The following is a 19,017-nucleotide window of genomic DNA, read 5'->3' as shown; positions in this document are numbered from 1 at the left end:
CTGGGGGGTGGTGAGGGCACGCCGAAGGGGGAGACGGCGGTGCTGGAACGAGGTGGATCAGCCGGGGTGACAGGCCGTGCTGGTGACACGCGCGTAGTCCACGTGCCGTCGGGTCACCAGCAGACTCATGGGGCTGAAGGTAGCGCTGCGTGACAACCCACGACAGGGCGTCCACGTCGTGGGACGCCTAGGGTTCCCGGTATGCGCACCGCACTGATCGGCTACGGGCTCGGGGGAGCCGCGTTCCACGCCCCGTTCATCGCCACCGCGCCCGGTCTGGAGCTGGCCGCCGTGGTCACCGGCAACGCCGAGCGCCGGGCCGAGGTGGGGGCCCGCTACCCCGGGGCGGAGCTGATCGCGTCCCCCGACGAGCTGTGGGCGCGCGCCGACGAGTTCGACCTGGCCGTGGTGACCACGCCGAACCGCTTCCACGCCCCGCACGCCCGCGCCGCGCTGGAGCACGGCCTGAACGCGGTGGTGGACAAGCCGTTCGCGGCGACCGCGGCGCAGGCGCGCGAACTGGTGGACCTGGCGGCGTCCCGGGGGCTGGTGCTCGCGCCGTTCCACAACCGGCGCTGGGACGGCGACTTCCGCACGGTGGCGCGGCTGGTCGGGGACGGCGAGCTGGGCCGGGTGCACCGGTTCGAGTCGCGGTTCGAGCGGTGGCGGCCGGAGGTCAAGGACTCCTGGAAGGAGTCCGGCGACCCGGCGGACCTGGGCAGCATCGTGTACGACCTGGGGACGCACCTGGTCGACCAGGCCATCGCGCTGTTCGGGCGGCCCACCGCCGTGTACGCGGAGGTGCGCGCGCTGCGCCCCGGCGCGGTGGCGCACGACGACGCGTTCCTGGCGCTGACCCACACCACCGGCGCGGTGTCGCACCTGTGGGCTTCGGCGCTGGCGGCCGCGCTCGGGCCCCGGTTCCGGGTGCTGGGCGACCGGACGGCGTTCGTGAAGTTCGGCATGGACCCGCAGGAGGAGGCGCTGAAGGCGGGTGCGACGCCCGGCGGGCCCGGGTGGGGGGAGGACGGCGAGGAGCACCGGGGGTTGCTGGGCGGGGTGCCGGTGCGCACCTCACCGGGGGCCTACCAGGACTTCTACGCGGCTGTCGCGGCCGGTCAGGCCCCGGTGCCGGCGGCCGACGCGGTGGCGGGGCTGGAGGTCGTGGAGGCGGCGTTCGAGTCGGCGAGGACGGGGAGCGTGGTCCCGCTCGCCCGCTGATGGGTGCGGGCACCCCGCCTGCCCAGCACCCCGCCTGCCCAGCACCCCGCCTGCCCAGCACCCCGCCTGCCCAGCACCCCGCCTGCCCAGCTCGCGCGGGCAGCCCCCGCGCGGGCGGGGGCTGCCCCCACGCGAGCCGGGCGCCCAGGCGACGCCGGACCTTGACAGTGAGCCGGGTCATAGCCACGATCCACCCATCTCCACCTACTCGCGAGTAGTGAGGTGCCTGATGACCCTCCGCCTCCCCGCGGCGCTGGCCCTGGTCGCGGCGCTGGTGGCGCCCGCGACCGCGTCCGCCGCCCCCACCTACACCGCCTACGTCGCGCTCGGCGACTCCTACGCCTCCGGCCCGTTCATCCCCCACCAGCGCACCGACCCGCTGGGCTGCTTCCGCTCCACCCGCAACTACGCCGCCCTGGTCGCCGCCCGGCTCGGCGCGCGGCTCACCGACGTCACCTGCGGCGGCGCGACCACCGCGCACATGACCGCGCCCCAGGACGTGCTGCTCGGCCGGAACCCACCGCAGCTCGACGCGCTCCGCGAGGACACCGACCTGGTCACGCTCACCATCGGCGGCAACGACATCGGGTTCGGCGACATCACCCTGACCTGCGCCGCGGACAGCGTGCTCGACCCGCTGGGCGCGCCCTGCACCCGCCGGTACACCGCGGGCGGCGGGGACGAGCTGGCCGCGCGCGTCCAGGCACTGGGGCCCCGGCTCACCGCCGTGCTCCAGGACATCGCGCAGCGCGCGCCCCGGGCGCACGTGGTCGTGGTGGGATACCCGCGCATCCTGCCGCCCGCGCGCGGCTGCTGGCCGCTGGTGCCCATCTCGGTGGGCGACGTGCCGTACCTGGACGCCACCGAGCGCCGGCTCAACGCCGAGCTGGGCGCGCGGGCCTCGGCGGCGGGCGCGGCGTTCGTCGACCCCTACCCGGCGAGCCTCGGGCGGGACGTGTGCCAACCGCCCGGGGTCAAGTGGGTCGAGGGCCTGCTGCCGACCTCGCCCGCGTTCCCGGTCCACCCGAACGCCGCCGGGATGCGCGCGATATCCGACCTGATCGTGGCGGAACTTTAGCGGAACCACACTTTCCGGTGAGATAACTGGAGGAGGCGGTGCCGTGGGCCCATGGTGGGCACATGGCACCACTCCCCGTCCTCGCGGCGATCGCCGCACTGATTCCCAGCTTCGCCGCCCCGGAGTCGAGCTTCGTGCTCAGCACGACGCGCGACGGAGCGCTCCAGGTCGTCAACCTCATCTGCGAACCGAACGGAGGTCTGCACCCCCGGGCGGACGAGACCTGCGCCGCGCTGTCCGAGGTGGACGGTCAGGTCGGCAGCATGAACCCCGGTCAGGGCGCTTGCACGATGGAGTATGCCCCCGTGCGGGTGAAGGCCACCGGCAAGTGGCGCGGTGAGAAGCGCTCGTTCCAGGCGGAGTTCTCGAACGCCTGCCTGATGCGCGCGCACACGGGCCCCGTCTTCGACTTCTGACGACCACCGACCCGAGGGCCCGGGAAGGGGGCCACGACACCGCCGCCGAAGTCGCGGTCCCCTCCCCGGGTTGAAGAGGTCCTCGGACCTCTCGCCGTTGACGTTAGGGGTGGTTCACACCAGCGTCAACGAAGTTCACATCGGTGAAACCACGCGGGTCCGTCCCGTCCCCCCAGGGGTCACGGAGCGCCCGTTCGCCTGCTCCACCCGAGTGATCGGACCTCTTCCGCACACGCCCCGTCTCAGCAGGCCCGATCCATCCTCCGCCGGAAATTCCCCGGGGGGATGACGATGGGTGACTTCCGGCTGTGCGCGATCGGCGTTCCGGTGACGTTCCGGCCGCTGGACCACCGGGCGCGCGCGGGCTGCCCGGCCCGCGCGGGCGGGAGCGCGCCGACATCCGACCGGGACGCGGTGTTCCCGGGCCACGCGGTTGACGCCCACCGGGGCCCGCTGCCAGCCTGGCCGGATGGGGGAGACGAGCGTGACCGGGCACCGCACGGCGGTGGCGCGGCGGGCCTGGGCGGTGCCGCTGCTGTTCTTCGGGACGGCGTCGCTGCTGGCCGTGCCGCTGTACCAACCGGGCGGGTCGGGGCAGCGCGCGGGCCACGTGCTCGCGCTGCTGGTGGACCTGCCGGACCTGCGCCACCCGACCGCCGTCGGCCTGTACTGGACGGCCGTGCTGCTGGGCGGGACGTGGGTGGTCGCGCGGAGCCTCGGGTACGCGGCGCCCGCGGGGGCTTACGCGACGGCCGCCGCGGTCGGCTGGGCGGCCCTGCCGACGAGCACCGCCCTGCACGACCTGCCGCGCTGGTGGGTGGGCACCGGCACGGGCGTGGTCCTGCTGGCCCTCGCCGCGGTCCTGTGGCGGCGCCACGTGCTGTACCCGACGCTGGTGGCGGCGCTGCTCGGCACGGCCGTGCTGGTGTGGTCGCACCCGGCGGTCGGCCCGCTGATCGCCCTCGGCGTCGGCCTGTTCGCGCTGGCGGACGCGGTGCCCGACAACGCGCTCCAGACCACCGCGGCGGCGTTCGCGGTGGCGGTCTGCCTGTCGGCGGCGGTGGCACCCGTCGAGGCCGGTTCGGTGTGGGCGCTGGGCGGGCCGCTGGTGCCGCCGGCGCTGGTGCTGGTCCTGGGCGGGCTCGTCGGACTGCGGCGATCTAGCCTTCGGGCATGAGCATCCACGACATCCCGGTGCACACCCTGTCCGGTGAGCCGTCCAGCCTGGGCGCGCTGGCCGGCCGGGCGCTGCTGGTGGTCAACGTCGCGTCCCGGTGCGGCCTGACGCCGCAGTACAAGGGCCTGGAGCAGCTGCACGAGCGGTACGCGGAGCGCGGTTTCTCGGTGGTCGGCTTCCCCTGCAACCAGTTCATGGGCCAGGAGCCGGGCACCGCGGAGGAGATCGCGACGTTCTGCTCCACCACGTACGGGGTGACGTTCCCGCTGTTCGAGAAGATCGAGGTGAACGGCCCCGACCGGCACCCGGTGTACCGGGAGCTGACCGCCGTCCCGGACGCCTCGGGCGAGGCCGGCGACGTGCAGTGGAACTTCGAGAAGTTCCTGCTGTCCCCGACCGGCGAGGTAGTCGCCCGCTTCCGCCCGGCGACCGACCCGGAGGCGGACGAGGTGGTGGCGGCGGTCGAGTCCGTGCTGCCGCGCTAGGACCCGGGCGGTTCCGCCCGATCGGACCCGAGGGCCCGGTCGGGCGGAGCTCACCGGATCAGCACTCGATGACGTTCACGGCCAGCCCGCCGCGCGCCGTCTCCAGACCGGGGATGATTTTGCGATGACTGCCGAAGACCGTCAAACAAACTCACCCGAGTGATTCTCTATCAAAAGCTCCTTCAACCTCATCTTGCCGAATAGTTGACGGCACATGAGCGCCCCCATGGAGAATAATCGCCACGACCATGCCGAACAAGCAGACTGAACGATAACCACCCGTTTTCCGCAGGCGCACCTCCCACTACCGCACCGGCTAGTCGCCCTTCACTTCGAATCAATACCCGACTCCTCACCGGCACGGATCTCCGTGGACCCGGTCAGGAGCTCGGCCGAGATACCCACGTAGAGAGCCAGGCCATGCAGTGAACGCACGTGTGCCGGCAATTGGACGCGGAGCGCCGGGTCGAAGGGGTCGAGCGATTCCCGGTACCGATCCACCACGTTCGCCAGCAGGTCCAACAGCGGAACCTGCAACACCTCGGAGTACACCGCCAGGGTGGCAGGACTCGGTCCACGGGTGCCGTTCTCCACTTTGGACAGCCGGGCGACCGAGACGTTGAACCGCTTTGCGATCACGACCAACTTGACCTTGCGCTCCCGACGCAGATCCCGCAGGTGCGTTCCCAGCACTTCGTGGTAGACAGTTCGCCTCCCAGCCCTGCCCCGCTCGACCGATTTCACCTCCGCCACTTCCACAACCGTGCCGGCTTTGCCTGGCATGTCCAACCGGATCACCAACTCCCGAATCGATCCGCACATCCTGCGGACGTGACGACGACCATCGACGAGATGTCGTCTTCAGCGAATATTTGAACAATTTCGAACAGATCGTTGAACTCCATCGGCCTCAACGCGATCAATGCGCCGCCGATGAACGACGGACCGGGCTGGAGAGAGCCGCTCATCACCCGAGTCACGGTCGAGCGATTCACGCCCATCGCACGTGCAAGCCCGTAGTCCGACGGGTACCCCGCCAGGCGGACCGCTTTCAGGAACGCCTCACTCCGCAGTCTGATGGTGTACGACTTCGACTGGATCGAGGCCACAGTGCCCGAAACCCGCTCAGGACCGTGCGAGCCACTCATCCCGGCAACTTCCCGGGCTCCGAGCCACCTGCCGGGCCCGCCCAGTCCGACACCGGACGCCCCTCCGGCTTTCGGCTCAACGCGTGACGACCGACCCCCGGCGACAACACCGACGCCAACAACAACGCCTGATCGCCCAGGTTCAACAGGAACTCCGCGAACCGATCGGCCGCACCGTCCCCCGCCCCCGGTCCCACCGCGACCATCCCGGGAGCCAACGACAACCGCAGGCCGTGAAGATCGTTGTCAGGCCAGTGAACGATCTCCACCGTCGCATCCGGGCCCGGCTCGAACACCCCTCCGGAAGCCATCGACGCCCCTATGCCGCAGCCGACGGAGCACCCGCCGACCCATCCACCTTGCCGCCACCCCGACGCACCTTCGCCACGTCCTGCGGCGACAACATCTCCTCCGCCCAGATCGTGTGGTTCACCCAGCCGTCCCGCACGTACGGCGACACCTTCAACCCCACGAACACCGCCGGTCGGAACGGCGTGCCCGACAGCTTGTCCACCGCCGGACGCGGCGACTTCCCCTCGCTGAACTCCTGCGCCCGCTCCACCTTCAGCACGAAGAACCCTTGCGGGAACAACTCGTCGAAGTTGATCGGGAACCTGTGACCCGCAGCAATAGCCATGATTCGAGCACCTCATCCATCGGGGTCGCCCATGTGCGACTCGTGCCAATGTTCAGCGTCGTCCGCGCTCTTGTTCATGGAGTCCGCGACTTCGCGCGCGTCGTTGAACGAAAACTCCAGATCACGCACACCCGGCACCGACAGGACCACTGACTCCCTTTTGGCGTAAACCCAGATGTAGCGTTCAGCTCCGATGGCCGCCTTGTCCGAGACCGCTGGTGGTTCCGCTGCCCCTTCCGTCTCGTCGGACTCATCGGCTCCCATGCCGTGCCTTTCGATAGCGGGACGTGTTGCCACATACAGGATCGACCGGAAGACCATCGGACTGTTGGAACCGAACGCATACGTGGACCCGTTCCAGCAGCGCATATGTATCGGACGCATACGCGCTGGTCAGCGTCTGACAGCACGGCTACACTCGTATGCGTAGCCAAGCTAAGCGGGGGAACGCCCATGTCGGAGGCTCCACTCCACGACGAGGAATTCTGGTTGCGGCCCGAGATCCTTCGGGCACTGCAAGATCGCCACATCGGCCGGGTGATGCGGGCATACCGCAGAGCGCACACACCCGAGATCAAGCAGGTGGACCTGTCCCGATGGATCGGGCGCACCCAGGGGCAACTCAGCCGCATCGAGCGTTCCGCCACGGCCGTCACGGACTTGAACAAACTTCAGGAATGGGCCGCAGTACTCAAGCTCCCAGAACGACTGTTGTGGTTCAGCATGGCTGGCGGATCAACAGATCACGCACACCAGGATGAAGCAGAGCCGTCGCTCAGGAACATCGAGGAAGGACACGACGTGCGACGCCGAGACCTGCTCAAGGCGGCAGGTATCACCGCAGCAGCGGCGAGCGCCGACCTTGCGATCAACACCCCTTGGCAGCGCCTCACGGACTCCGTTGAGCGCGGCCGACCGGTTGACGATGCCACGGTCCGCCTCATGCAGGACCGCACCGCAGACCTGTTCCAAACCGAGGAAACCGTTCCGGCGAGGCAACTCCTCAGCTCGCTCTCGTCCCACGAGGAGGTTCTACAGGCCCTGCTGAAGAACGTCCGGTCGGAGCAGGTCCGGCGTTCACTGGCCGTGTCCCTGGGTGAGACCAAGGTTCTCACCGGTTGGGTGCTCTTCGACGTCGGCAAGGACAATGAAGCGGCGAACGTCTGGCGGGAAACGTTGAAGATCGCCAAGGCCGTGGACGACGGCGCGCTGGCAGCATGTGCACTGGGGTACTGGAGCTACCTGGCGTCTTCTCGCAACGACACCGGCCCCGCCGCGAAGCTGCTACAACAAGCGCACGAACTCGTGCCTGGTTCTTCCGCACCGGCTACGCGGTCCTGGATCGCGGCCCGCCAGTCCGAAGAGCTTGCGCGGCTGGGGGACGACACAGGAGCGTTGCGAGCGGTTGAACGCGCGATGACCGCATTCGACTTCGCCCGACCCCGCACGGAGCGCCCCTGGACCGCCTTCTTCTCAGCGAGTCGTCTTGGCGGCATGACCGTATCGGCGTACACCACGCTTCGGCACTCAGACGCCGAGAGCGCAGCCGATTCGCTGTTGCGTTCGTTGTCCCCCAGGGACAACAAGGTTCGAGCCATCATCCTCGCGGACTTGGCGACCACCGCAGTGACCAACAAGGACTACGACCGGGCCGGGGAGCTCGCCACCCTTTCCGGCAGGCTGACGGTGCAGACCGAGACCACACTGGCCAAGAGCCGCCTGCTGGCCCTCGCGTCCACACTGCCAGCCGCCAGGAACGGCGCGGAAAGCGCACTCCGCGAAAAAATCGTCAGCGCGTTGCACTAACTTTCAACAGCGGAACGCGTCTCATCGGTCATCCACTGGAGATAGGCCGGGTTGCCACCGAGGATGGGCAGGGCCACGATCTCCGGGGTGTCGTAGGAGTGGTTCTGGTTGATGAACTCCGTCAGTTCGGCCAACCGATCGCCCGTGGTCTTGATCCACAGTTGCCACTCTTGACCGTCCTGAACAGCGCCCTCCCAGCGGTAGATGCTTCGGATAGGGCTGCTGATCTGCACGCAAGCGGCCAAGCGCGCAGCTACGATCAGTTTACTCAGCGATTCGGCTTCTTCGGCACTGTCGGTCGTCGAGATAACGACCAGGTGGTCACCGGTCACGTCTTCTCCTTCGACATGGATATATCGGGACGATCGCGCAGCCCCGCGGCTGGATCGGGCCGGTCCCGGCGATCGACTGCCGCAGCGGCTCCGCCACCTTGCCACCGGAAGTGGTTGCGCTGCAACGAAATCCAGACCCCCGACGCGCGGCGGGCCCCACCCCTCAACACCAGGGTGGGGCCCGTCGCACCTGGGTCAAGACCAGGCCGTGGGACGTCGGGCAGCGTCGGGGACCACCGAGCAACAACGCAAGGCATCCGCGCTGTTCAGACGCCGTTCCTCAGCACTCGATGACGTTCACGGCCAGCCCGCCGCGCGCCGTCTCCTTGTATTTGTCCTTCATGTCCCGGCCGGTCTCCCGCATGGTCTTGATGACCTTGTCCAGCGACACGAAGTGCGACCCGTCCCCCCGCAGCGCCATCCGCGCCGCCGTGATCGCCTTGATCGACGCCAGCGCGTTGCGCTCGATGCACGGGATCTGCACCAGGCCGCCGATCGGGTCGCAGGTCAGCCCGAGGTTGTGCTCCATGGCGATCTCGGCCGCGTTCTCCACCTGCTCCGGCGTCCCGCCCAGCACCTCGGCCAGCCCGCCGGCCGCCATCGAGCAGGCCGAGCCGACCTCGCCCTGGCAGCCCACCTCGGCCCCCGAGATCGACGCGTTCTCCTTGAACAGCACGCCGACGGCACCCGCGGTCAGCAGGAAGCGCACCACGCCGTCGTCCGACGCGCCCGGCACGAACCGCCTGTAGTAGTGCAGCACCGCGGGCACGATGCCGGCCGCGCCGTTGGTCGGGGCCGTCACCACCCGGCCGCCCGCGGCGTTCTCCTCGTTCACCGCCAGCGCGAACAGCGTCACCCAGTCCATCACCCGCAGCGGGTCGGTGGCGTAGTGCTCGGCCGCCAGCAGCTGCCGCATCTCCGCGGCCCGCCGCCGGACCTTGAGCCCGCCGGGCAGCACGCCGGACTCCGTGCAGCCCCGCTCGACGCAGTCCTGCATCACCTGCCAGATGTGCAGCAGGCCGCCCCGGATGTCGGCCTCGTCCCGCCACGACCGCTCGTTGGCGAGCATCACCTCGCTGATCGACAGCCCGGACTCGCGGGTGCGGGCCAGCAGCTCGTCACCGGTCTTGAACGGGTGCGCCACCGGCGTCTGGTCCGGCTTGATCCGGTCGGTCCCGGTGGCCGTCTCGTCGACCACGAACCCACCGCCGACCGAGTAGTACACCGCCGAGTCCACCACCGCCGAACCCGCGTAGGCCGTGAAGCTCATCCCGTTGGGGTGCAGCGGCAGGGACTTGCGCCGGTGCATGACCAGGTCGCCGTCCTCGGCGAAGGCGATCTCCCGCTCACCGCCCAGCCGGAGCCGCCCGGTCGCGCGGATCTCGGCCACCCGGACCTCGGCCGCCGAGGGGTCGACCTCCTCCGGGCGGTGCCCCTCCAGCCCGAGCAGCACCGCCTTCGGGCTGCCGTGGCCGTGGCCGGTCGCCCCGAGCGACCCGAACAGCTCCACCCGCACCCGGTCCACGGACGCGAGCGCGGGGCGCAGCCTGGCGGCGAACATCGTCGCCGCCCGCATCGGGCCGACCGTGTGCGAGCTGGACGGCCCGATGCCCACGGAGAACAGGTCGAACACGCTGATCGTCACGATCAGCCCTCGGTCAGTTCCGCGTACTTCGCCGCGGTCAGCAGGCCGGTGGCCTCCTCGACCGCCACCTTGAACAGCCAGCCGCGCCCGTACGGGTCGTTGTTGACCAGCGACGGGTCGGCGACCACGGCCGGGTTGACCTCGACGACCTCGCCGGTGACCGGCGCGTACAGCTCGCTGACCGACTTGGTGGACTCCAGCTCACCGCACACCTCGCCGGAGGTCACCCTGGTGCCCGCCGCCGGCAGGTCGACGAACACGATGTCGCCCATCGACCCGGCCGCGTACGAGGTGATGCCGACCGCCACCGGGTCCGGGGTGCCCGGCACCCAGTCGACCCACTCGTGCTCGGGGGTGTACAGCAGCTTCTCCGGAAAGGTCACGACAGCGCTCCCTGGGTGGTGGTCCTGGTTCCCCCACTCTGTCCTGGGACCTGAGAGCTTCGCCGCACGAAGCTGCGGCTTGCACCGTTGGTGCGCGCCGTGGGGCACGCTTTCCAGAGTCGCCTCACCCGAGCGGTTCTCGCTGCCTGAGAGTGTGCGGGGTGCTTGCTCCTTCGGCGCCCCAGGCGACACACCTGGGGTCTCTCCCGCGCGGGTTCCGGCGCCTCACGCGACGCCGCGGCCGATGTTCAGTTGGCTGTCCGCACGCTAGGTGGCGGGCGGGAGGGTGTCAACGCGCCGCACGACTTGTCCTCCCGGCACAACCGACCCCCCGGCCGTTGGTGCCGCGGGCACGATGACACCGCGTTCCGGGTACCCGACCTTTGGTGCAACGACGGCCGAAGGAGCCCACCGTGCGGATCGCAGTCCCCCGCGAGATCAAGAACCACGAGTACCGCGTCGCGCTGACCCCGGCGGGCGCCCACGAGCTGACCACCCGCGGCCACGAGGTCTACGTGGAGGCGGGCGCCGGGCTCGGTTCGGCCATCCCCGACGAGGAGTACCTCGCCGCGGGCGCGAAGGTGCTCGCGGGCGTGGACGACGTGTGGTCCGAGGGCGAGCTGGTGCTCAAGGTCAAGGAGCCGATCGCCGAGGAGTACCCCCGGCTGCGCGAGGGCCAGGTCCTGTTCACCTACCTGCACCTGGCCGCCGACCGGCCGCTGACCGAGGCGCTGCTGGCGTCCCGCACCACGGCCATCGCCTACGAGACCGTGCAGACCCCGAACGGCGCGCTGCCGCTGCTCGCGCCCATGTCCGAGGTCGCGGGCAGGCTGGCGCCGCAGGTGGGCGCGTTCGCGCTGATGAAGCCCTCCGGGGGCCGCGGGATGCTGCCCGGCGGCGTGCCCGGCGTGCACCCGGCGCGCGTGGTCGTCATCGGCGGCGGCGTGGCGGGCCTGAACGCGGCCACCATCGCCGCGGGCATGGGCGCGGACGTCGAGATCCTGGACACCAACATCGACCGGCTGCGGCACGTCGACGCCCTGTTCCAGGGCCGGTTGCGCACCGTCACGTCCAGCCGCTACGCGGTCGAGCAGGCCGTGCGCGAGGCCGACCTGGTGATCGGGGCGGTGCTGGTGCCCGGCGCCAAGGCCCCGAAGCTGGTGTCCAACGAGCTGGTGGCGCAGATGAAGCCCGGCTCGGTGCTGGTGGACATCGCGATCGACCAGGGCGGTTGCTTCGCCGACTCGCGGCCCACCACGCACGCCGACCCGACCTACCCGGTGCACGAGTCGGTCTTCTACTGCGTGGCCAACATGCCCGGCGCGGTGCCGCGCACCTCGACCTACGCGCTGACCAACGCGACCCTGCCGCACGCCGTGGCGCTGGCCGACCGGGGCTGGCGGGAGGCGCTGCGCGCGGACGCGTCGCTGGCGCTGGGCCTGAACGCGCACGAGGGCGCGCTGACCAACCTGCCGGTGGCGCAGGCCCACGACCTGGAGCACACCGCGCTCGCGATCTGATCCCGGGAAGGAGAGGGCCCCGCTCACCGAACGTGAGCGGGGCCCTCGACGTGAAAGGCGGCCCGCTCAACCAGCCTGGGGGTCACTGGGAGCGGGCCGCGCTGCCAATCCTAGCCGGAGTCGGGGGTCCGTGCCCAGCGGGCCCACCGGTCCGGCCGACAGCACCCGCCCGGTGAACCACGGTGCGTGCGCATCGCTCAAGCGAAAGGGTGAACATGGCGGGTAACGGGTAAGTCACGGCGCCTCGTCGGCCGATGGACAGGACTGGGAACCCCCGCGGCTACGCAGCGGGGTCGTCCGCTCGCGCGGCGAGGCGCCGCGCCAATCCCGATCGGAGTCCCGATGGCCGAACCCCAGGGCTGGATCGACTGCCACGACCCGTTCGGGCGCGACCGGTCCATGACCGTGATCGTCGAGGACGACCGGGTGCTCCTGGTCGCCCCGCCCGGAGAGTCCGCTGTGATGTCCGTCACCCAGACCCGACGACTGCACCGCCTGCTCGACCAGGCCGCGGACAGGATGTGAGCGGCGTGGACGAAGCGCTGCGGGCCGCCGTGCTGCGCCGGCTGGCCCTGCTCGACGAGGTCGCCGAGCGCGGCGTGGACGAAGCGCTGGTGCCGCTCGCGCGCGCCGAGATCCACCGCCTGGCCGACGGCTGGCGGCTGCTGCTGACCGTGCACCAACCGGATCCGGACAGCCGCTGCCGGGTGTGCCCCGGCGTGCTGCGGAACAAGAAGTGGCCGTGCCAGGTGTGGGCGATGGCGCACCAGCACCTCATCGGCGAGGGCGCCTCGCACCGCGAGCGCCGCCGCGAGCGCCGGGGGTTGCGCACGCCACCGCGCCGCTCGCCGCCGCGGGCGCCGCGCCGCTCGGGCGACCCGGAGGCGACCACCGAGCTCCCCGCGGTGGTGTCGAAACCGCGACACGCCCTCCCCGAGTGATCCCGCTAAGGCAGGATGACCCCCGGTAGGAGCAATCCGGGAGGACGCGTGCACGACGGCAGTGGCCGCATCGTGGTGCAGGGCTTGACCAAGCAGTTCGGTCCGGTCGCGGCGGTGCAGAACCTGAGCTTCACGGTGGAACCCGGTTCGGTGACGGGCTTCCTCGGACCCAACGGCGCGGGCAAGACGACGACCCTGCGCATGCTGCTCGGCCTGGTGACCCCGACCGCGGGCACCGCCCTGATCAACGGCAGCCCGTTCGACCGGCTCGGCAACCCCGGTCGCGTGGTCGGCGCGGTGCTGGAGGCGCAGGGCTTCCACCCCAAGCGCACCGCGCGCAACCACCTGCGGGTCTACGCCGCCGCGATCGGCGTGCCGGACTCGCGGGCGGACCAGGTGCTCCAGCTGGTCGGTCTGGGCGCGGCGGGCGACCGCAAGGCGGGCGGCTTCTCGCTCGGCATGAAGCAGCGGCTGGCGCTGGCCACCGCGCTGCTGGGCGACCCGCAGATCCTCGTGCTCGACGAGCCGGCCAACGGCCTGGACCCCGAGGGCATCGCCTGGCTGCGGTCGTTCCTCCAGTCGTTCGCGCGGAGCGGGCGGACCGTGCTGATCTCCAGCCACCTGCTGGCCGAGGTCGAGCAGACGGTGGACCAGGTGGTCATCATCAGCCGCGGCCAGACCATGTTCTACGGGCCGCTGGACCACCTGCGCGACCGGCAGCAGGCGCGGGTGCTGGTGCAGCCGTCCGACGCGGGCGCGCTGGTCACCGCCCTGCGCGAGGAGGGCGTGGCGGGCATCGAGCAGCTGCCGGACGGCCGGATCGCGGTCACCGGCGTGGAGCCGCGGCAGGTCGCGGACACCGCGCTGAAGGCGGGCGTGTCGGTCTACGGGATCGAGGAGGAGAAGGCCGACCTCGAACGGCTGTTCTTCCAGCTCACCAGCGGCCAGTACGCGGCGCCGGGGCAGCTCCCGCCCCAGCAGCCGGGCACCGGCTACTACGCGCCGCCGCCCGGCTACCCGCCGACCGGGTACCCGCAGCCCGACCAGCAGCAGGGCTACCAGCAGGGTTACCCGCAGGCGGGTTACCAGCAGGGCTACCAGCAGCAGGGTTACCAGCAGCCCGGCACGCCGCCGCCCGGGTACCCGGGGTACCAGCAGCAGCCGAGCCCGTACGCCCCGCAGCAGCCGCCGTCCGGCTACCACCAGCCGGTGCAGCCCGGCACGCCGCCGCAGGGCCAAGCGCAGGGTCAGCAGCAAGCCGACAACCCGCACGGGCAGCAACAGCCGCCGGACAACCCGTACGGGCAGCAGCAGGGACAGGGCGGCCTGGGGGGCGGTGCGTGATGGGCAACCTGATCAAGTCGGAGTTCCGCAAGACCACCACCACGGGCCTGTGGTGGGGCCTGATGATCCCGACCGTGCTGCTCGCGCTGGGCTGGGCGCTCGGCACGGGCGCCATCGGCAAGAGCATCATGGACGTGGTCAGCAGCTCGGAGGCCGAGGAGCTGACCCGGCTGCTCGGGGTGGACCCGTCGCAGTGGCAGGTGTCGGTGTTCGGCATCGCGCGCAGCATCAACGTGGCCACCATCTTCCCGATGATCTTCGGCGGCCTGGCGATCTCGAACGAGATCCACCGCAAGACCATCACCACCACGTTCCTGACCGCGCCCAACCGGGTCGCGGCGATGACCGCGAAGATGCTCGTCTACATCGCGTGGGGCGCGATCTACGGCGTGGCGATCGTGGCCGCGGTGAGCATCGGCATCGCGCTGACCTCGGACGCGGGCGCGCTGCCGAGCGCGGGCGGCTGGCTCGCGCTGGCCGGCGTCGGCATCCTGTCGTCGATCCTGATGACGATGTTCGGCGTGGGCGTGGGCGCGCTGATGACCAGCACGGTGGCCACCACCGTGGTGCTGATCCTCTACATGCTGATCATCGAGAACGGCATCCAGCTGGTGCTGGCCGCGCAGGAGCTGCCGGACGTCATCGGCTTCCTGCCCAACGGCGCGGTGAACGGCCTGACCGGCTCGGTGGCCTCGTCGCTGTTCCTGGCCAACGCGGGCGTGGTGCCCGACGAGCTGGTGGAGGTGCTGCGGGCGGTCGCGGGCGCGCTCGGGGCGTTCGACTGGTGGTTGAGCGGGCTCATCTTCCTGGTGTGGTCGGGGCTGTTCTTCCTGGCCAGCTGGGCGGCTACGCAGCGCAAGGACATCACCTGATCAGGTGATCTTGAAAGGACCAAGGGCCGCCCCGGGATTCCCGGGGCGGCCCTCGTCGGTTTCCCGCGTCCGGACAGCGTCGGTGACCGGACCTAATGTGGGGGCGTGGACAACCCCGATGGCTGGATCAAGCGACTCGCCCAGGCGTGCTGGCAGCACCGCGGTCTCGTGGTGTGGTCGGTGCTGGCCGCCGTCGTGGGCGTGGGGCTCCAGGCCGTCGGGCCGCTGCTGATCAAGGCCGCCGTGGACGACGCGGTGGCCGGCCGGACGGACCGCCTGGCGGGGCTCGCGGTCGTGCTGGTCGGGCTGGAGCTGCTGACCTTCGGCTCCGCCTTCGTGCGCCGCTACCTGGGCGGGCGGCTGGCCGTGGACGTGCAGCACGACCTGCGCCGGGCCGTGTTCGGCGCGGTGCAGCGGCTGGACGGGCCGAAGCAGGACGCGCTGCGCACCGGCCAGGTGGTGTCCCGCTCGATCACCGACCTCCAGCTGGTCAACAGCCTGCTGTCGATGACCCCGCTGGCGTTCGGCACGGTCGTGTTCGCGGTGGCCGCGCTGGTGGCGATGTTCTGGCTGTCGCCGGTGCTCACCCTGGTCGCGCTGGTGATCGTGCCCGCGGTGGGCGTCGTCGCGGCCCGCAGCAGGCTGACGCTGTTCCCGGCCACCTGGTCGGCCCAGCAGCGCGCGGCGGACGTGGCGCAGCACGTGGAGGAGACCGTCACCGGCGTGCGCGTGGTGAAGGGCTTCGGGCAGGAGGCGCGCGAGGTCTCCCGGCTGGAGCAGCGGGCCCGGGTGCTGTTCGCCGAGCGGATGCGGGCGGCCCGGCTGACCGCCCGGCCGGCCGCCACCCTCTCCGGGCTGCCCTACCTGGGCCAGGTGGCGGTGCTGGCGCTGGGCGGCTGGCTCGCGCTGCGCGGGGAGGTGACGCTGGGGACGTTCGTGGCGTTCGCGACCTACGTGGCGAACCTGGTCGGCCCGACCCGGCTGCTGTCGAGCCTGATGGTGACCGCCCAGCTGGCGCGGGCGGGCGTGGAGCGGGTCTACGAGCTGATCGACTCGCAGCCGGACGTGGTGGACGGCGCGCGCGACGTGCCGCCCGGTCCGGTGGCGGTGGAGCTGCGGGACGCGTCGTTCGGGTACACGCGCAGCGAGCCGGTGCTGTCCGGGGTGTCGCTGCGGGTCGAGCCGGGCGAGACGCTGGCGGTCGTCGGCACGGCCGGGTCGGGCAAGTCGACGATCTCCCTGCTGCTGCCGCGCTTCTACGACGTGCAGTCCGGCGCCGTGTCCGTGGGCGGGGTCGACGTGCGGGAGCTGCGCCTGGAATCGCTGCGCCGGACCGTGGGCGTGGTGTTCGAGGAGGCGTTCCTGTTCTCCGACACGGTGCGCGCGAACATCGCCTACGGCCTGCCGGACGCCTCCGACGAGCAGGTCCGCGCGGCGGCCCGCGCCGCCGAGGCGCACGGGTTCGTCGAGGACCTGCCCCGGGGCTACGACACGGTCGTCGGCGAGCGCGGCCTGACCCTGTCCGGCGGCCAGCGCCAGCGCGTCGCCCTGGCCAGGGCGCTGCTGTCGGACCCGCGCGTGCTGGTGCTCGACGACGCCACCTCGGCCGTCGACAACGCCACCGAGGCCGCCATCCACCGCACGCTGGCCGCGGTCACCGCCGAGCGGACGACGATCCTGGTCGCGCACCGGCGCTCCTCGCTGGCGCTGGCGGACCGGATCGCGGTGCTGGACGCGGGCCGCGTGGTCGACGTGGGGACGCACGAGGAGCTGCACGGGCGCTGCCGCCTGTACCGGGAGCTGCTGGCCGGGCCCGGCGAGGCGATCGAGCACGTCGACCCGCGGGCCGACCGCCGGCTGGAACCCGGTCCCGGCGGCTTCACCCCGGAGCTGTGGCCGGGCTCGGACGAGGACGAGCTGGCCGTCCGCGCGGCGAACCGGTCGGTTCCCGCCGCCGCGCCGCGGGCCAGGGGCGGCGGGGGCACCTCGGCGCTGGTGGGCGGCACCCCGCCGACGCCGGAGCTGATGGCCCGTGTGCAGGCCCTGCCGCCCGCGACCGACGAACCCGACCTGCGGGGCGAGGACCCCGGCCGGCCCGACCCCGGTTTCCGGCTGCGCACCCTGCTGCGCCCGGTGCGCTGGGCCATGCTCGGCGTCGGCGGGCTGCTGCTGGTCGACACGGCGCTGGCGGTGGCCCTGCCCGGCCTGGTCCGGCTCGGCATCGACCGGGGCGTGGTGGGCGGCGCGGCCGGCTGGCTGGTCGCGGTGGCCGTGATCGGCTTCGGCCTGGTGGCGGCGGGCTGGGTGTCGACGGCGGCGGGGGTCGTGGTGACCTCCCGGTTGGGCGAGCGCCTGCTGTACCTGCTGCGCGTGCGCAGCTACGCCCACCTGCAACGGCTCGGCCTGGACTACTACGAGCGCGAGATGGCCGGCCGGATCATGACCCGGATGACCACGGACGTGGACGCGCTGTCGAGCTTCCTCCAGACGGGGCTGACCACGTTCGCGATCAGCGTGCTGACCGTGGTCGGCATCGCCGCGGCGCTGGTCGTGACCGACCCGGGGCTGTCGCTGGTGGCGCTCGCGGTGCTGCCGGTGCTGGTGATCGCGACGGTGATCTTCCAGCGCCTGTCGTCGGCGGCCTACGCGGAGGCGCGGGAGCGGGTCAGCGCGGTCAACGCGGACCTCCAGGAGAACGTCTCGGGCCTGCGCGTCTCGCAGGCTTACACGAGGGAGGGGCGCTCGGCGCAGGCGTTCGCCGAGCGCAGCGACGCCTACCGGCGGTCCCGCATCCGGGCGCAGCGCTACATCGCGACGTACTTCCCGTTCCTGTCGCTGCTGTCGGGGGTGGCGCAGGCGGCGATCCTGGTGGTCGGCGCGTACCGGGTGGCGGAGGGGACGCTGTCGCCCGGCGTGCTGCTGGCGTTCGTGCTGTACCTGGGGTTGTTCTTCGCGCCGCTCTACCAGCTGTCCGGCGTGTTCGACGGGTACCAGCAGGCCCGGGTGGGGTTGAGCCGGATCGGTGAACTGCTGCGCACGCCCACCACGGTGCCGGAGGCCGCCGACCCGGTGCCGGTGACCGAGCTGCGCGGCGAGGTGGAGCTGCGGGACGTCACCTTCGCCTACCAGGGGGCCGAGCGGCCGGCGCTGGACCGCGTGTCCCTGCGGGTCGAGCCCGGCGAGACGGTGGCGCTGGTGGGCGCCACGGGCGCCGGGAAGTCGACGCTGGTGAAGCTGGTGGCGCGGTTCTACGACGCGACCGGCGGGCAGGTGCTGGTCGACGGGGTCGACGTGCGGGACTACGACCTGTCGGCGCTGCGGCAGCGGTTGGGCGTGGTGCCGCAGGAGGCGCACCTGTTCGGCGGGGACGTCGCGGAGAACGTGGCCTACGCCCGGCCGGAGGCCACGCGGGCGGAGATCGAGGCGGCGGTGCGGGCGGTGGGCGCGCTGCCGGTGGTCGCCTCGCTGCCGGCGGCGTTCCACCAGCAGGTCGGTGAGCGGGGGCAGGGGTTGTCGGCCGGGCAGCGGCAGCTGGTGGCGCTGGCGCGGGCCGAGCTGGTGCGGCCCTCGCTGCTGCTGCTGGACGAGGCCACGGCGGCGCTGGACCCGGCCACCGAGTCGGCGGTGCTGGAGGCGTCCGACCACCTGGCGGGTGCCCGGACGACCTTCGTCGTGGCGCACCGGCTGGCCACGGCGGCTCGGGCGGACCGGATCGTGGTGCTGGCGGACGGGCGGGTGGTGGAGGTCGGGACGCACGCCGAGCTGCTGGCCGCCGGGGGGCACTACGCGCGGTTGTGGGCGCACGGGATCGGGGAGGGCGTGCCGGAAGACGAGAGCGCGGCCGGCGGCGCGGCCGGCGGCGCGGCCGGCGGTGACCTGGCCGACGCCCAGGCCGGCTGACCGCGCCCTGCGGTCGGGCGGTGCTCTGTCGGGCGGCTCCCGCCCGCTGGTGCCCCCCACGGCCGGCCGGCACCCTGCCGGCCAGCGGTCGCCCAGCCCCACCCAGCCCCAC

Annotated in this window: 19 protein-coding genes and 1 riboswitch; of the genes, 12 read left to right on the top strand and 7 right to left on the bottom strand. The window is 71.8% G+C overall.

Features of this window, described 5'->3' with window-relative positions:
• Positions 1-201: 201 nt before the first annotated feature.
• The 5 genes from Q5530_RS35015 to Q5530_RS34995 all read left to right on the top strand — a co-directional run bounded on the left by Q5530_RS35015 (position 202) and on the right by Q5530_RS34995 (position 4,377).
• The gene (locus Q5530_RS35015; RefSeq protein ID WP_415367120.1) at positions 202-1,221 is read left to right on the top strand and encodes a Gfo/Idh/MocA family oxidoreductase; all 1,020 of its coding nucleotides are present in this window, start codon (positions 202-204) and stop codon (positions 1,219-1,221) included.
• A gap of 229 nt (positions 1,222-1,450) precedes the next feature.
• Positions 1,451-2,299 carry an SGNH/GDSL hydrolase family protein gene (locus Q5530_RS35010; protein ID WP_415367119.1) on the top strand — a complete coding sequence of 283 codons (849 nt, stop codon included), beginning with the start codon at positions 1,451-1,453 and terminating at the stop codon, positions 2,297-2,299.
• A gap of 62 nt (positions 2,300-2,361) precedes the next feature.
• The gene (locus tag Q5530_RS35005; RefSeq protein ID WP_415367117.1) at positions 2,362-2,715 is read left to right on the top strand and encodes an SSI family serine proteinase inhibitor; all 354 of its coding nucleotides are present in this window, start codon (positions 2,362-2,364) and stop codon (positions 2,713-2,715) included.
• A 469-nt stretch (positions 2,716-3,184) separates the two neighbouring features.
• Entirely contained in the window at positions 3,185-3,892 is a 708-nt protein-coding gene (locus Q5530_RS35000) for a hypothetical protein (RefSeq protein ID WP_415367116.1), read from the top strand.
• Positions 3,889-4,377, top strand: coding sequence for a glutathione peroxidase (locus Q5530_RS34995; protein ID WP_415367115.1), 489 nt, complete (start codon positions 3,889-3,891; stop codon positions 4,375-4,377). Before Q5530_RS35000 ends, Q5530_RS34995 begins: the two co-directional genes overlap by 4 nt.
• 327 nt (positions 4,378-4,704) lie before the next feature.
• Here the strand turns inward: Q5530_RS34995 and Q5530_RS34990 are convergent, their stop codons facing one another.
• The 4 genes from Q5530_RS34990 to Q5530_RS34975 form a co-directional block, all read right to left on the bottom strand.
• Positions 4,705-5,175 (bottom strand): helix-turn-helix domain-containing protein, encoded by a 471-nt coding sequence (locus Q5530_RS34990; RefSeq protein WP_415367113.1) that lies wholly within the window; start codon positions 5,173-5,175, stop codon positions 4,705-4,707.
• Positions 5,172-5,486: a transcriptional regulator gene (locus Q5530_RS34985; protein WP_415367111.1), complete on the bottom strand. Its 315-nt coding sequence runs from the start codon at positions 5,484-5,486 to the stop codon at positions 5,172-5,174. The genes Q5530_RS34990 and Q5530_RS34985 overlap by 4 nt, the downstream gene beginning before the upstream one ends.
• Before the next feature lie 358 nt (positions 5,487-5,844).
• Positions 5,845-6,162 carry a hypothetical protein gene (locus tag Q5530_RS34980; protein WP_415367109.1) on the bottom strand — a complete coding sequence of 106 codons (318 nt, stop codon included), beginning with the start codon at positions 6,160-6,162 and terminating at the stop codon, positions 5,845-5,847.
• Between the two features lie 12 nt (positions 6,163-6,174).
• The gene (locus Q5530_RS34975; RefSeq protein ID WP_415367108.1) at positions 6,175-6,483 is read right to left on the bottom strand and encodes a hypothetical protein; all 309 of its coding nucleotides are present in this window, start codon (positions 6,481-6,483) and stop codon (positions 6,175-6,177) included.
• A gap of 132 nt (positions 6,484-6,615) precedes the next feature.
• Between Q5530_RS34975 and Q5530_RS34970 the strand changes: the two genes are divergently transcribed.
• The gene (locus tag Q5530_RS34970; protein WP_415367107.1) at positions 6,616-7,968 is read left to right on the top strand and encodes a hypothetical protein; all 1,353 of its coding nucleotides are present in this window, start codon (positions 6,616-6,618) and stop codon (positions 7,966-7,968) included.
• Here Q5530_RS34970 and cutA read toward each other — a convergent pair.
• From cutA to gcvH, 3 genes are all read right to left on the bottom strand, one after another.
• Complete coding sequence (cutA, locus tag Q5530_RS34965) at positions 7,965-8,300, bottom strand: divalent-cation tolerance protein CutA (RefSeq protein ID WP_415367106.1); 336 nt, start codon at positions 8,298-8,300, stop codon at positions 7,965-7,967. The two genes, Q5530_RS34970 and cutA, sit on opposite strands and share 4 nt — an antisense overlap.
• A 280-nt stretch (positions 8,301-8,580) precedes the next feature.
• On the bottom strand, positions 8,581-9,945 hold the full coding sequence (locus Q5530_RS34960; RefSeq protein WP_415367104.1) for an L-serine ammonia-lyase: 1,365 nt from the start codon (positions 9,943-9,945) through the stop codon (positions 8,581-8,583).
• A 2-nt stretch (positions 9,946-9,947) separates the two neighbouring features.
• Positions 9,948-10,328 carry a glycine cleavage system protein GcvH gene (gene gcvH, locus Q5530_RS34955; protein WP_380635950.1) on the bottom strand — a complete coding sequence of 127 codons (381 nt, stop codon included), beginning with the start codon at positions 10,326-10,328 and terminating at the stop codon, positions 9,948-9,950.
• Positions 10,329-10,451: 123 nt separating this feature from the next.
• Positions 10,452-10,547: riboswitch (glycine riboswitch) on the bottom strand.
• A 194-nt stretch (positions 10,548-10,741) separates the two neighbouring features.
• Between gcvH and ald the strand changes: the two genes are divergently transcribed.
• The 6 genes from ald (at position 10,742) to Q5530_RS34925 (ending at position 18,905) form a co-directional block, all read left to right on the top strand.
• Positions 10,742-11,848 carry an alanine dehydrogenase gene (gene ald / locus Q5530_RS34950; RefSeq protein ID WP_415367102.1) on the top strand — a complete coding sequence of 369 codons (1,107 nt, stop codon included), beginning with the start codon at positions 10,742-10,744 and terminating at the stop codon, positions 11,846-11,848.
• 342 nt (positions 11,849-12,190) lie between these two features.
• Complete coding sequence (locus tag Q5530_RS34945) at positions 12,191-12,373, top strand: hypothetical protein (protein ID WP_380635947.1); 183 nt, start codon at positions 12,191-12,193, stop codon at positions 12,371-12,373.
• Between the two features lie 5 nt (positions 12,374-12,378).
• Complete coding sequence (locus Q5530_RS34940) at positions 12,379-12,789, top strand: hypothetical protein (RefSeq protein WP_415367101.1); 411 nt, start codon at positions 12,379-12,381, stop codon at positions 12,787-12,789.
• 48 nt (positions 12,790-12,837) lie between these two features.
• Positions 12,838-14,133, top strand: coding sequence for an ABC transporter ATP-binding protein (locus Q5530_RS34935; protein WP_415367100.1), 1,296 nt, complete (start codon positions 12,838-12,840; stop codon positions 14,131-14,133).
• Positions 14,133-15,005 (top strand): hypothetical protein, encoded by an 873-nt coding sequence (locus tag Q5530_RS34930; protein ID WP_415367099.1) that lies wholly within the window; start codon positions 14,133-14,135, stop codon positions 15,003-15,005. Before Q5530_RS34935 ends, Q5530_RS34930 begins: the two co-directional genes overlap by 1 nt.
• Positions 15,006-15,110: 105 nt before the next feature.
• Entirely contained in the window at positions 15,111-18,905 is a 3,795-nt protein-coding gene (locus tag Q5530_RS34925) for an ABC transporter ATP-binding protein (protein ID WP_415367098.1), read from the top strand.
• Positions 18,906-19,017 lie beyond the last annotated feature (112 nt).

It is taken from the genome of Saccharothrix sp. BKS2, assembly GCF_047689505.1.
Lineage (GTDB): Bacteria > Actinomycetota > Actinomycetes > Mycobacteriales > Pseudonocardiaceae > Actinosynnema > Actinosynnema lopnurensis.
The sequence above is the reverse complement of the archived record's forward strand: the minus strand, read 5'-3'. Positions and strand labels throughout refer to the sequence as shown.